8 protein-coding genes are annotated in these 12849 nt (G+C 71.7%); 4 read left to right on the forward strand and 4 right to left on the reverse strand.

The annotated features are described in order from the left end of the window. The coding region (locus ACTIF1_RS12385; protein ID WP_439596733.1) for a VCBS domain-containing protein at positions 1 to 2948 on the reverse strand (2948 nt) is incomplete at its 3' end. Between the two features lie 133 nt (positions 2949 to 3081). Next, positions 3082 to 6144, reverse strand: a complete 3063-nt coding sequence (locus ACTIF1_RS12390; protein ID WP_439596734.1) for an autotransporter outer membrane beta-barrel domain-containing protein — start codon at positions 6142 to 6144, stop codon at positions 3082 to 3084. A 433-nt stretch (positions 6145 to 6577) separates the two neighbouring features. Here ACTIF1_RS12390 and ACTIF1_RS12395 point away from each other — a divergent pair, with 433 nt between their 5' ends. From ACTIF1_RS12395 to ACTIF1_RS12410, 4 genes are read left to right on the forward strand one after another with little or no spacing between them, the layout of a single operon-like run. Further along, positions 6578 to 7123, forward strand: a complete 546-nt coding sequence (locus tag ACTIF1_RS12395; RefSeq protein ID WP_439596735.1) for a demethoxyubiquinone hydroxylase family protein — start codon at positions 6578 to 6580, stop codon at positions 7121 to 7123. 51 nt (positions 7124 to 7174) lie between these two features. Continuing rightward, complete coding sequence (locus tag ACTIF1_RS12400) at positions 7175 to 8449, forward strand: FAD-dependent oxidoreductase (protein WP_439596736.1); 1275 nt, start codon at positions 7175 to 7177, stop codon at positions 8447 to 8449. A gap of 14 nt (positions 8450 to 8463) precedes the next feature. Continuing rightward, positions 8464 to 9441, forward strand: a complete 978-nt coding sequence (locus ACTIF1_RS12405) for a Bug family tripartite tricarboxylate transporter substrate binding protein (RefSeq protein ID WP_439596737.1) — start codon at positions 8464 to 8466, stop codon at positions 9439 to 9441. Between the two features lie 3 nt (positions 9442 to 9444). Beyond that, positions 9445 to 11055, forward strand: coding sequence for an FAD-dependent oxidoreductase (locus tag ACTIF1_RS12410; protein ID WP_439596738.1), 1611 nt, complete (start codon positions 9445 to 9447; stop codon positions 11053 to 11055). Between the two features lie 3 nt (positions 11056 to 11058). On the opposite strand, the gene ACTIF1_RS12415 is transcribed toward ACTIF1_RS12410, so the two are convergent. Both ACTIF1_RS12415 and ACTIF1_RS12420 read right to left on the reverse strand, forming a co-directional pair. Further along, complete coding sequence (locus ACTIF1_RS12415; protein ID WP_439596739.1) at positions 11059 to 12348, reverse strand: TRAP transporter large permease; 1290 nt, start codon at positions 12346 to 12348, stop codon at positions 11059 to 11061. After that, complete coding sequence (locus ACTIF1_RS12420; protein ID WP_439596740.1) at positions 12345 to 12845, reverse strand: TRAP transporter small permease; 501 nt, start codon at positions 12843 to 12845, stop codon at positions 12345 to 12347. The genes ACTIF1_RS12415 and ACTIF1_RS12420 overlap by 4 nt, the downstream gene beginning before the upstream one ends. Positions 12846 to 12849 lie beyond the last annotated feature (4 nt).

Below are 12849 nucleotides of genomic sequence, written 5' to 3' on the forward strand. Positions count from 1 at the left end.
TAGGTGCCGGCGAGCGACGCGGGCGTGCGGAATACCGCCTCGCCGGCGTCGACATCGGCGACGTCGAGGTCGCCCGTGACACTGGTGCCACTGCCCTCGGTGATCGCGCCGGAGGCCGAGCCGCTGATGCTGGCGGCGTCGTTGGCGCCGGTCACCGTGACGGTGATGGCCTGGCTGGCGGTGCCGTCGGCGGAGGTGACGGTGAGGCTGTCGGTAACGATCTGGCCATCGGTCAGCGCCTGGGTTGCCGGGCGCGTGTTGTCGAGCGCGTAGCTCCAGGCGCCGGTGGCCGCGTCGAACGCAAAGGTGCCATAGGTGCCGGCGAGCGACGCGGGCGTGCGGAATACCGCCTCGCCGGCGTCGACATCGGCGACGTCGAGGTCGCCCGTGACACTGGTGCCACTGCCCTCGGTGATCGCGCCGGAGGCCGAGCCGCTGATGCTGGCGGCGTCGTTGGCGCCGGTCACCGAGACGGTGATGGCCTGGCTGGCGGTGCCGTCGGCGGAGGTGACCGTCAGGCTGTCGGTGACGATCTGGCCGTCGGTCAGCGCCTGGGTCGCCGGGCGCGTATTGTCGAGGGCGTAGCTCCAGGCGCCGGTGGCCGCGTCGAACGCAAAGTTGCCGTAGGTGCCGGCGAGCGACGCGGGCGTACGGAACACCGCCTCGCCAGCGTCGACATCGGCGATGTCGAGGTCGCCGGAGATCGTATCGGTGCTGCCCTCGGTCAGGGTGCCGGAGGCCGAGCCGCTGATGCTGGCGGCGTCATTGGCGCCGGTCACCGTGACGGTGATGGCCTGGCTGGCGGAGCCGTCGGCGGAGGTGACGGTGAGGCTATCGGTGACGATCTGGCCGTCAGTCAGGGCCTGGGTCGCCGGACGCGTATTGTCGAGCGCGTAGCTCCAGGCGCCAGTGGTCGCATTGAACGCAAAGGTGCCGTAGGTGCCGGCGAGCGACGCCGGCGTGCGGAATACCGCCTCGCCAGCGTCGACATCGGCGATGTCGAGGTCGCCCGAGATCGTATCGCTGCTATCCTCAGTCAGCGTCCCAGAGACGGAACCGCCGAGGCCGGCCGCGTCATTGGCACCCGTCACCGTGACAGTGATCGCCTGGCCGCCCGTGCCGAACTCCGTCCGGACCGTCAGGGTCTCGGTGGCCGTCTCGCCATCGGTCAGTGCCTGCGTCGCGGCTCGCGTATTGTCGAGCGCGTAGCTCCAGGCCCCCGTCGTGGTATCGAACACAAAGGTCCCATAGGTCCCGGCCAGCGACTCCGGTACGGCGAACCGGCTCTCCCCTGAATCCGCCGGTATGATCTCGAGGTCTCCGGTGACCGTCGCGCTCCCATCCTCCACGACACTCCCCGTTGCGCTGCCGGTGACGCGTGCGGCCGAGCCCGTGCCGCGCACGGTGACCACCAGGATCTGCTCCGCCGAGCCATCCACCGAAACCAGCCGCAGCGTATCGAACACCGTCACGCCGTTGGACAGCGCCCGCGTCGCGCCCAGGCTGTTGTCGAGGGCATAGGTCCAGACGCCGGTCGCCGCATCGAAGGTGAAGTTGCCGTAGGTGCCGGCCAGCGAATCCGGCATCCGGAAGGCGGCCTCTGCGCGATCGATGTCGGCGACGTTCGCGTCGCCCGTGAGGGTCAGCGAACTCCCCTCCCGCACCGTGCCGACGGCCAGGGTCGCGATGCGCGCAGCGTCGTTCGCGCCCGTGACGGCGATGGTGATGGACAGGGTGGTGCCGCCATCCGCCGTCGTCACCGGCAGCACATCCTGTGCCAGCTGCCCGGCCGGCAGTTCCTGCGTCGCCGCCCTGGTATTGTCGAGGCGATAGGTCCAGGCGCCGGTCGAGGGATCGAAGGTGAAGCTGCCGTACACGCCATCGAGGGAAGCTGGCATGAGGTAGCCTGCGCCGCCCGGCCCGGCGGCACCCGGCGGCAGCGCGCCGCCGATCACATCGACGCTGTCTTCTGTGATCGTTCCCGTGGAAATGCCGCCACTGGACCCGCCGCCGATCGGCGCCGTGCCGTCGTCGACCGCCTCTGCACGCAGGGTCGAGAGCAAGATCTCACTGCGGCCCGGCTGCGGACCGGCGATCAATTCGCCAAGGAGTGTACCGATCCGCGTCGGCGTATCCGCGCCCGCGGCCATTCCGGCCGCAGGCGCCGCCGTCTGGCTGCTGTCCCTGCCGGAGACGAAGCCGCCATCATCCGGCGTGCCCGCCGCCGCGTTGCCGCCGCCCTGCAGCCGTTCGGCGATCAATCCGCCAAGGATGGCGCCGATCTGCGGCGGCGTGTCACCGCTCGCCTCACGCCCCAGCTCCGCGCCCGCCGCGCTCGCGGTCCTGCTGGTCGCCACCACGAAGGCCCCGCTGGCGCCCTCGGGATCCTCCGCCGCGCCGCCGCCGCGCGGCGGTTCGGCGATTTCGCCGAGCTCCAGCGGATTGGCGACCCCTCCGCCCGGGATCGTGGCGCTCCCCGTGGCTGTCTCGCCGCCCGGTCCGTTTCCCGTCACCTGCGCCGGTTCGGCCGAAGGCGCGGCCCTCCCTTCGCGACCATGGCCGAAGCTGCCCTCGGCCTGGTCCGCCACGGCCTCGCGCTGCGGCGTGCCGGCGTCCAGGCTGGCGAACTGCGGATCCGCGCTGCCCGCCGGCAGGCTGGCCGTGCCGGCATCGCCCGAAGCCTCGGCCCCGCTGCCGTCCATGCCATCCGCGATGGCGATGAAGCGGTCGCCCGCTGCCTCCGTGGCCTCGCCGCCCTCAGGCAGTGTCACCATGGTGCCGGCGGCCAGGGCGGCGTAGCGGGCCGCGTCGTTCTCCTGCCCGATCCTCGCCGCATCCGCCCGGGACCTGCCGCGCAGCACATCCTCGCCCTCGGCGCCGAGCAGGCTGTCCGCCGTGCTCGCCCCGGCCAGGGTATCGGCCTGGCGATTGCGGTTGATGATGGTCATGGTGACGTGACCTCAGGGACGGGACATGGACGGGGTGAAGCCCCGGCCGTGCCGGACGCGGCAGAAGCCGCGGCCTTGAAAGGGAGACAGGCGCCGAAAGGGCCGAGGCGGGAGCCGCGACCCTGCCGGCCAATCAGAAGGCGTAGCGAACCCGCGCCATGCCGCTGACATCGCGGACATTGGAGGAGGTTTCCGTATCCAGCCGCGCGCCCAGCGTCAGGCCCGGCCCGATGCGGGTCTCGAAACCGGCGCCGAGCAGGGCCGCATCGCGATCCCGCCTGGCGCCGCGTACCGTGAAGCTCTGGTCCGGGAAGGCCGCAATCGCGACATCGCGCGCCACGTCCCGTTCCAGGTAATGCGCCCAGGACAGTCGCAGGAAGGCGCCGACCGGATGGTCGCCCAGCATCGCGCGGCCCTGCAGCTGCGCGCCGAGCTCGGTCCGGAAGGTCGTGGCCTCCGCGGCTGCCACCTGGCTGCCGAAGGCCGTGGCGCTGCCATCCGAGGCATGCTCGCGGTAGCCATCGGAGTCCACGCGCTGCCATTGCAGCGCCGCGACCGGCTGCAGGCGAAGGGTGCCGAGGGCCAGGCCGTCCTGCGCCGCTTCCGTCCGCATCGACCAGACCCGGGCGCTGGAATCGCCCCGCAGCCTGGTGGGGCCCAGGAAATCCAGCGTCCGCTCCGTCTCCAGGTCCAGCCAGCCGGCGGCGACGGCGGCGGAGAGCGTGACGCTGCCGAGCCGCAACCCGCCATGCAGCCCCGCCTGAACCAGGTCCCCGCGCGCGACGCCGAGCCCGCCGGAGAGCCCGGCCCGGCCCTCGCCGACCGAGATCGCGGCGCCCGCGACCCCTTGCGCGCCCACCCGCATGTCGAGCCCCAGCGCGAAGCCCGCGAGGCGCGTATTGCGCGTGGCGGAACCATCGCCGGCGTCGCCCGCCGTGCGCCGCGCCTCGCCCATGGCGCTGCCCCAGACGGAGATGCGGGGGCCTTCCTCCGTGCCGCCGCGCAGCCGGCCGCCCAGCAGCGTCTCCCGCCCATAGCTGAAGGGGTCGAGCATGGCGGCCAGGAAGCGGTCGGCGCCGGAAAAGCCGATCTCCGCCCCCGCCGTGGCAACCTCGCCGGAGAGCTGGTTCACCGCGGTGCCGAGCGTCGCCGCGGGCTGGTTGTAGACGTTGAAGAAGTCGGACATGTCGCGACCGGACGCGGCCGCGGCATCCAGCGCCGCGGCCGTGACGTGCAGGTTGTGGGCCGCGAAGCTGCCGAGCGTCGGTGTCGCCACCAGCACGGCCGGCGACAGGGTCAGCAGCAGCTCCGTGCCGGTCTGGGCGACATCCGCGGTCACGCCCGTGCCGAAGCTGCCGGTGGTCGAGACGCCGGACAGCGCGCCCGTCACGCTCGACGCCGTCAGCAGCGTATAGGGGGTGTTGAAACTGTAGCTGCCGCCGGCCGCCACCAGGCGCAGCCCGCCCGCAAGGGCCGCAGTGCCGGTGACGTTGATACGATCCGCCGTGGCGCCGGCCACCTCCATCACCAGCACGCCGCCGGAGGCGAGCACCAGGTTGCCGTTGATGGTGAGGGTGCCGATGGAATTGCCGGGCGCCAGGCTGCCGCCGGAAGCCACCGTGACCCCCGGCAGCGACCCGCCGCCGCCCAGCAGCGCCCCGGCGCCGACCGTGACGCCGGAGGAGCTGGCGATGGACCCCTCGACCAGCATGGTGCCGGCATCCACGCGCGTCGCGCCGGTGTAGCCATTCACGCCCGTCAGCACGAGCGTGCCGGAGCCGGCCTGCGTCACGCCGCCGCTGCCGCTGATGACATTGGCCAGGGTCAGCCTGTCCGCCCGATTGGCGACCAGCGTCCCGTCATTGGCGATGGGGCCCGCGCCGATGGCGCCGCCGGTGCCGCCATTGCCGAGCTGCAGCACATGCCCGGCATCGATGATGGTGCCGCCGGCATAGCTGCTGAGGCCGGTCAGCACGAGGGTTCCGTTGGTGGTGGTGCCGACATCGCCGATGCGCAGCGCGCCCGCGCCCGTGATGGCCCCCGCGAAGTCGCCCTGGCCGATCCGCAGCACCGTGGTGCCCAGGCTGCCGGTATTCACCACCCCCGCGCCGCGCAGGTCCCGGATCTGGGTCACGGCACCAAAGGTCTGGTCGTTGAAGTCGAGCGTCGCGCCGGCGGCCACCGTGGTCGTCGCCGCGCGGGCGGTGACGTCGGAGAAGGCCCCGCCGTCGCGCACCGTGCCGCCCTCGACCGCCAGGGTGAAGGTCGGCGCGAAGCCATAGACGCCGCTGGCCATCACCAGCGTGCCGGCATCCGTGGCGCTGCCCAGCCGCACCTGGCTGTTCGCATCCGCATTCAGCTGGCCGGTCAGCGTGACGGTGCGGCCGCTGGCCGCCGCCAGGATGCCATTGGCGCCGGCATTCCAGGTGACCGGCGTCGCGAGCGAGCCGGTGGCATCCACCCGCAGGGTGCCAGCCGTTGCGCCGGAGAAGATCGTCTCATCCGCACCCAGCGCGCCGAGATCGGTGATGGTGACGCGCCCGCCCAGGATCTCCACCCCGCCGGTGAAAGCCTGCGCCGCGGAGAGCAGCAGGCTGCCGCCCGCGGCCAGGGAAAGCCCGCCCGCGCCCGTGATCTGGCCGCCGAATTCGGAGCTTCCGGCGCCCACGCGCAGCGTATTCGTCCCCATGGCGACGGTGCTGCCGGCGGCGCCGAGCAGGGTCCCGACCTCCAGCGCGCCGCTGGTCAGGCCGGCGGCGCTGAGCGTTCCGCTGGTGCCCAGGGCGATGGTCGCGCCCGCCGCATTGGCAGTATCGGCGAAGCTGATCGCGGAGGCATTGCCGGCCGAGAGGCGCACGGCGCCCACGGCGGCCGCATTGGTGAAGGCGAGCGTCTGGCCATCGGCGACCGAGACCTGATGGGCCGCCGTGCCCAGGTTCGCGATGCCCGCGCCGGCAATGGTGCCGCGCGCATCCAGCAGCAGGTAGGTGGAGGCGCCGGCCGAGAAGACGATGGCCTGCAGCCCACCGCCCAGGTCGACATTGGTGACGCTGCCGCCAGCCCCGCCGAAGGTGGCGACGCCGGTCGGCACCGCGGCAGGCGACCATCGCGCCGCCGTGCCGAAATCGGCCGGGGTGCCGGCGATCCAGCTGGCATCCTGCGCCGGGGCTGAAAAGGAGATGAAAGGTGCGACCACCGCAACGCTGGCAAGCAGATATCCACGTCGACCTTTAACGCGCCCCACCCCTGTGATTCGTTTCACCCCTGCAGTCCCCGGAAACGCAATTGGCATCAATGCGGTTACGATTCCGACGCTACGAGAGAAATGGATCGCGGAAAAGTCCGACTTAAACGCGAGGCCAACGAAAGGCCGTCTCAAGAACAGGGATGCCGGAGACGATGACTGTGGTCAGGCGCGTGCGTTAACGTGACAATTGCATTCGTGAAGTTGACTAGTGCGAAATCAAACAAGTTAACGTGATTGATTATCACGTAAGCGTGATAACGCTTAGCTGGAGCTGGAAGCGCCAAAGATCGCGGCCGCGAAGGCGAGGGGGGCGGCCTGCCCGGCCTATCCCCACCCTGGCCAGGCTTGCCCTTGCGGCGACCCGGACCATCTCCGGGCCGCCATGACCCATCTCCGCCCCCCGCCTGTCGCCGACCTGCCTGCCTGGCTGATCGGCGAGTTGCGCTCCGACCACGCCGGGGAGACCGGCGCCGTGATGATCTATCGCGGCATCCTGGCCTTTGCCCGCGACCCCGCCATCCGGGACTTCGCGCAGCGACACGGCGCCACCGAACAGGGGCATCTCGACCTGCTGGAGGGGCTGCTGCCGCCCGGCCAGCGCAGCCGACTGCTGCCGATCTGGCGCGTGGCGGGCTGGCTGACCGGGGCGCTGCCGGCCTTGGCCGGCAACCGCGCCATCTATGCGACCATCGATGCCGTCGAGACCTTCGTCGATCACCACTACCAGGCGCAGATCGACCGGCTGGATGCGGAGCGCATTTTGCCCGAGATCCGCGCCCTGCTGGCGCATTGCCAGGAGGAGGAGGTGGAGCACCGGGACGAGGCGCGGGAAGCCGCCGACGCCCCGCCCGGCGCCTTGCTGCGCGGCTGGGCCTGGCTGGTGGGCAGCGGCTCCGCCGCGGCGGTCCACGCAGCGCGACGGATTTAACCCGCCGCCCCACCCCTGACGCCGCGCGGCAAGCGGCGTAGAAGCCGCCGCATGGAGCTTTCAGCGGATATCCTCGTGGCCGGCGGCGGCATGGCCGGCACCCTCGCGGCCATTGCCGCCGCACGTGCCGGCGCCGATGTGCTGCTGGTGGAGCGCTTCGGCTTCCTGGGCGGCGCCGCCACCGCGGCGGCCGTCGGCCAGTTCGTCGGCTGGGAGACCGCGGCCGGGCGCCGCGTGGTGGCAGGACTGGCGGAGGAGGTGGTGGTGCGGTTGCAGGCGCTCGGCGCCAGCGACGGCCATTCCCACTTCACCATGTCCACCGGCCACCGCATGGACCGCGTCTGCTACGACCCGGAACTGCTGAAGCCGGTGCTGGACGCCATGGCGGCGGAAGCCGGCGTGCGGCTGCTGTTCCACACCGCCATTCTGGGCGCGGAACGCCAAGGCCGCGCCATCGCCTCGGTCGATCTGCTGACCAAGGCGGGGGTGTGCCGGGTGACGCCGCGCCTGGTCATCGATGCAAGCGGCGACCTCGACCTGCTGGCGCGTGCTGGCGCCGATTTTCTCGCGCTGCAGCCGGGCCAGGTGATGCAGCCGGCCACCGCCATGTTCCGCTTCGGCCCGATCGACCTGCCGACCTTCGACGCCATTCCGCCCGAAACCCTGGCCGCCCTGGCGCAGCAGGGCGTGGCGGAGGGGCGACTTGCGCGCGCCGCGCTGCATGCCAGCCGGATCGAGGGCACGGCGGATGCCTGGTTCAACATCGGCCGCCTCGCCGTCGATGCGACGGACCCGCTGGCACTCTCCGCCGCCGAGGTGGAGGGGCGGCGCCAGTCGCTCGCCGCCGCCGGCTTCCTGCGGGACCTGGTGCCGGGCTGCGCGGCGGGGCGCATCCAGGCCTTCGCGCCACAGGTCGGCGTGCGCGAAAGCCGCCGCATCCACGGCCTGCATGTGCTGGAGGAGGCAGAGCTGCGCGAAGGCCATGCTTTTGGCGACCGCATCGCCTGGGGCGCCTATCCCATGGATATCCACCCGGCCAAGGGCGCCGGCCTGCACTTCGAAGGTTTTGGGGCCGACCACGCCTATGCGATTCCGCTGCGCGCGCTGCTGCCGCGCGGTTTTGACAATGTGCTGGTGGCCGGGCGCGGCATCTCGGCCAGCCACAAGGCGCATGCGGCGATCCGGGTGATGCCGATCGTCATGGCGATCGGCCAGGCGGCGGGAATCGCGGCCGCGATGGCGGCCAGGGGCAATGCGGCGCCTGCGGAGATCGACGTGGCCGTCCTGCAGGACGCGCTGCGCCAGGCCGGTGCGCATCTGCCGTGAGGAGGGAACAGGATATGACGGACCAGAAGCTCATCACGCGCCGGCTGGCGCTGACGGCGGGCGGCGCGCTGCTGGCGGGTGGTGCCTTCGCTCAGGCGAGCACCTGGCCGACGCGGCCGGTCCGCATCATCGTGCCCTTCGCCGCCGGCGGCCCGGCCGATGCGCTGGCCCGCATGCTGGCCGAAATCTTCGCGCCGCAGCTCGGCCAGCCCGTGGTGGTGGAGAACCGCGCCGGCGCCGGCGGCATCTTGGGGACCCAGGCGGCGGCGCAGGCGAATGACGGGCACACGCTGCTCTTCGGCAGCGTCAGCATGACCATCGTGCCGCACCTGCAGCCGCAGCCGCTGGCCTATGACGTGGTGCGCGACTTCGTGCCCCTCGGGCTGGTGGCCTCCACGCCCTTCGTGCTGGTGGTGCCCGCGGCCTCGGCCGTGCGCAGCGTGGCGGATGTGGTGGCGGAGGCACGCAAGGGCACCCTGGCGGCTGCGAATAGCGGTCATGGCACCATCTCCCACCTCACCGCCGAGCTGTTCGGCGAAGCCGCCGGCGTGCGGATCGAGCCGGTGGTCTATCGCGGCGAGGGCGTGCTGATGCCGGACCTGCTGAGCGGCGCGGTGCCGATGGCCTTCCTCACCCTCCCCACCGTGCTGCCGCAGATCCAGGCGGGGCGGCTGCGCGCACTGGCCATTGCGGGCGCTGCGCGGCTCGAAGTGCTGCCGGATGTGCCGAGCCTGGCCGAGCAGGGTTTTCCGGGCATCGAGGCGGATGGCTGGCAGGCGCTGTTTGCGCCGCGCTCGGTGCCGGAGGCGGGCGTGCAGCGCCTGGTGCCGCTGGTGCGCGATGCGGTGGCGAGCCCCGCGCTGCGCGAGCGCATTGTCGGGTTTGGCGCCATCCCGGGCACGCGGGATCGTGCGGAGTTCGCGGCGATGTTCCCGCAGGAATACCAGCGCTGGGGCGCGGTGGTGCGGGCGCGCGGCATCCAGGCGCAATAGGGCGTGGAGGACATCTATGATGCGGTGGTGCTGGGCAGCGGCGCCGCGGGGCTGACGGCGGCGCTGACCGCGGCGGTGGCGGGGCTGCGCGTGCTGGTGGTGGAGAAGACCGACAAGCTCGGCGGGACCAGCGCCATGTCCGGCGCCGGCACCTGGATTCCCGCGAACCACCATGCGGCGGAAGCCGGCATTGTGGATACGCCGGAGGAGGCACTCGAATACATCCGCGCGGCCGCGCCGGAAGGGTGGGCGGCGACGGAGGACGCGCTGTGGCAGCGGCTGGTCACGGCCTCGCCCGCCATGCTGCGCTTCGTCGAGGCGCATTCGCCGCTGCGCTTTCGGCTGACGCCGGAGGGCGATCCGCTGCGGACCCTGCCGGGCGCCAAGCCGCGCGGCCGCATGCTGTCGCCGCTGCCGCTCAGCCGTTTCCGGGCCGGGCGCTTTGCCTTCCGCATCCGGCGATCGACCATCCCCGAGATCTTCACCTATCACGAGGCGGTGGAGACGGACTTGTATCACCACCCCTATCGCACGGCGGCAAGACTGTGGCCGCGGCTGGCCTGGCGGCTGCTGGTGAACAGCCGCGGCAAGGGGACGGCGCTGATCACCGGGCTGGTTCGCGGCTGCCTCGATGCGGGCGTGCGCTTCTGTCTCTCGGCCCGCGCGGTTGCCCTGGTTCAGGACGAGACGGGCGCGGTGGTGGGCGTGGAGGTGGAACAGCGCGGCCGGCGGCGCACCGTCGCGGCACGGCGCGGCGTGGTGATCGCGACCGGCGGGTTCGAGTGGGATGCGGCGCTGCGTGAGGCGCATTTTCCGGGGAAGGTCGACTATCTCGGCAGCCCGCCGGGCAATGAAGGTGATGGCCACCGCATGGCCGAGGCCGCCGGCGCGGCGCTGGCGCATATGGACCAGGCGACGCTGACGCCGGCCGTGCCGGTGCGGCATGAGGGGCATCTGATGGCGCGCCCCGTGCCCTTCCACACCGAGCCCAATGCGATCCTGGTGAACCGCCACGCGCTTCGCTTCGTGAACGAGCTGGTCTTCAACATCGGCGAGGCGATGGATGCGCGCGATGCCGCCGGCCAGCCCGTGCATCTGCCCTGCTGGGTGATCGCCGATGCGCGGCTGCTGGATCGCCTGCCGCCGGCCCGCTGGGCCGCCAAGGACGATACGGGCTGGCTGCACCGCGCCGACAGCATCGCCGAGCTGGCGCAAAAGATCGGCCTGGACCCGGCGGCGCTGGAGGCGACGGTCGCGCGCTACAACGCGGCCTGCGCCACGCAGAAGGATGCCGATTTCGGCCGCCCTTCCGCCGCCGATGCCGCGGCCAGTGGCGACAAGCGCCGCCGTGGCGGGCTGGAGGCATTGGAAAAAGGGCCGTTCCTGGCGATGCCCTTCAACCGGTCCATTTTGGGCACCAAGGGCGGCCCGCGCACCAATGACCAGGCGGAGGTGCTGCGGCCGGATGGCAGCGTGATCGCCGGGCTGTTCGCGGCGGGCGCGTCGAGCGCCAATCCGCTCGGCACCCGCGGCGTCGGCACCGGCACCACCATCGGCCCCTATATGGCCTGGGGCCATGTGGCGGGCCTTCGGCTCGCGCAGCGAAATGCGTGAGGATCAGCCAAACGCGACGGAGGGAAGCCAGGTGGCGATGCCCGGAAACAGGCAGAGCAGACCCACGCCGACCAGCAGCGCGATCCAATAAGGCAGCGCGGCCAGCGCCGCCTCGCCGAGCTTCACCTCGCCGCCGGTGATGCCGACAAGAACAAAAAGATTCATGCCGACAGGCGGCGTCAGCATGCCGACCTCGATCATCAGCGTGACCACCACGCCGAGCCACACGGCGTCAAAACCCACGCCGGTCATCAGGGGAAAGACCAGCGGCAGGGTCATGATCATCATCGACAGCCCGTCGAAGAACATGCCCAGCAGCAGATAGACCGCGACGACCACCAGCAGCAGCACCCAGCGCGAGAGGCCCCATTCCGCCACGCTCGCCAGCAGCTGCTGTGGCAGGCCCAAAAGGCTGATCGCCTGGGCCAGCACCAGCGCGCCGATGAAGACCATGGCGATGACGGCGAAGGTACGAACGGTGCCGAGCAGGGAGTCGATGCAGCCGCGCCAGGTGAGGTCGCCGATGGTGACGCCGAGCAGCAGTGCGGCCGCGACGCCGACCCCCGCGGCCTCGGTCGGCGTGGCGAGGCCGGCGAAGAGGCTGCCGAGGACGGCGACGATCAGCCCGACCAGCGGCAGCACGGCGGGCAGGCCCCGCAGCGCCTCCCCCAAGGCCACGCGGCGTTCCTCCGGCGCGATGGCGGGGTTGCGCAGCGCGGCCACCAGGATCCAGGCCATGAACAGCGCCGCCATCATCAGCCCCGGCAGCACGCCGGCCAGGAACAGCCGACCGATCGAGGTATCGGTCAGCGCGCCGTAGATGAGCAGGGAGAGCGAGGGCGGGATCAGCAGGCCGAGCGTGCCGCCGGCCGCCAGCGAGCCCACCGTCTCTGCCCTGTCGTAGCCGCGCGATTTCAGCTCCGGGTAGGCGACGGACCCGACCGCGGCGGCGACGGACATGGAACTGCCGGACACCGCGCCGAAGACCGTGCAGACCGCGATATTCGTGTGCAGCAGCCCGCCCGGCAGCCGCGCGAAGAACGGCGCCATGGCGCGATAGACGCCGCGCGCCAGGCCGGAGGCGACCAGCAATTCGCCGAGCAGGATGAACAGCGGGATCGCCGTCAGCGTGAAGTCGTTCAGCGTGTTCCACACCGTCTGCACGCCGATGCGCGTGGAGCCGCCGGCGAAGAAATGCAGGATGGCAAACCCTGTCAGCCCCAGCGCCGCGCCGAGCACCGCGCCGGACAGCACGGTGGCTGTCACCATGCCGAGCAGAAAAGTCCAGATCACAGGTGCTGAGCCTTTTCCGCCGGAGGTGGCCGCAGGGCCGCCCAGGCCGCGACCAGCGCCGTGAAGGCGAGGCCGGCCGGCGCCAGCGCCACCCAGGGGCCGAGCGGCAGCCGCGCCTGTTCGCTCAGCAGCGACAGCCGCCAGGTGAATTCGGCCAGGCCGTAGCTTTCCCAGGCAAAGATCGCGCAGAAGGCGACCATGATGAGCTGGCCCAGCACCCAGGCGATGCGCCGGCCGAGCGGCGGCAGCCTGTCCGTCAGCAGCGACACGCGGATATTCGCATTCCCCGCCATGGCGAAGGGCAGCGCCAGGAAGGCGAGCGCGGACAGCAGCAGCCCCGCCAATTCCTCGGTGAACCAGAAGGGCGCGGCGACGGCGTAGCGCATCACCACCGCCGCCACGACGAGCCCCAGGATCCCCGCGCAGGCCGCCGCCGAAAGGGCGAGCAGCGCGCGGGAGATCGCCAGCAGCGCGCGGTCGATCAGCTTCAGGCCCATTGGC

Source organism: Falsiroseomonas sp. (assembly GCF_051860665.1).
In the GTDB taxonomy this organism is placed as follows: Bacteria; Pseudomonadota; Alphaproteobacteria; order Acetobacterales; family Acetobacteraceae; genus Falsiroseomonas.

Excerpts from the sequence above, each read along its gene's own strand:
- ACTIF1_RS12395 (WP_439596735.1), top strand. The coding sequence starts at position 6,578 with ATGACCCATCTCCGCCCCCCGCCTGTCGCCGACCTGCCTGCCTGGCTG.
- ACTIF1_RS12420 (WP_439596740.1), bottom strand. The coding sequence starts at position 12,845 with ATGGGCCTGAAGCTGATCGACCGCGCGCTGCTGGCGATCTCCCGCGCG.
- ACTIF1_RS12400 (WP_439596736.1), top strand. The coding sequence starts at position 7,175 with ATGGAGCTTTCAGCGGATATCCTCGTGGCCGGCGGCGGCATGGCCGGC.
- ACTIF1_RS12405 (WP_439596737.1), top strand. The coding sequence starts at position 8,464 with ATGACGGACCAGAAGCTCATCACGCGCCGGCTGGCGCTGACGGCGGGC.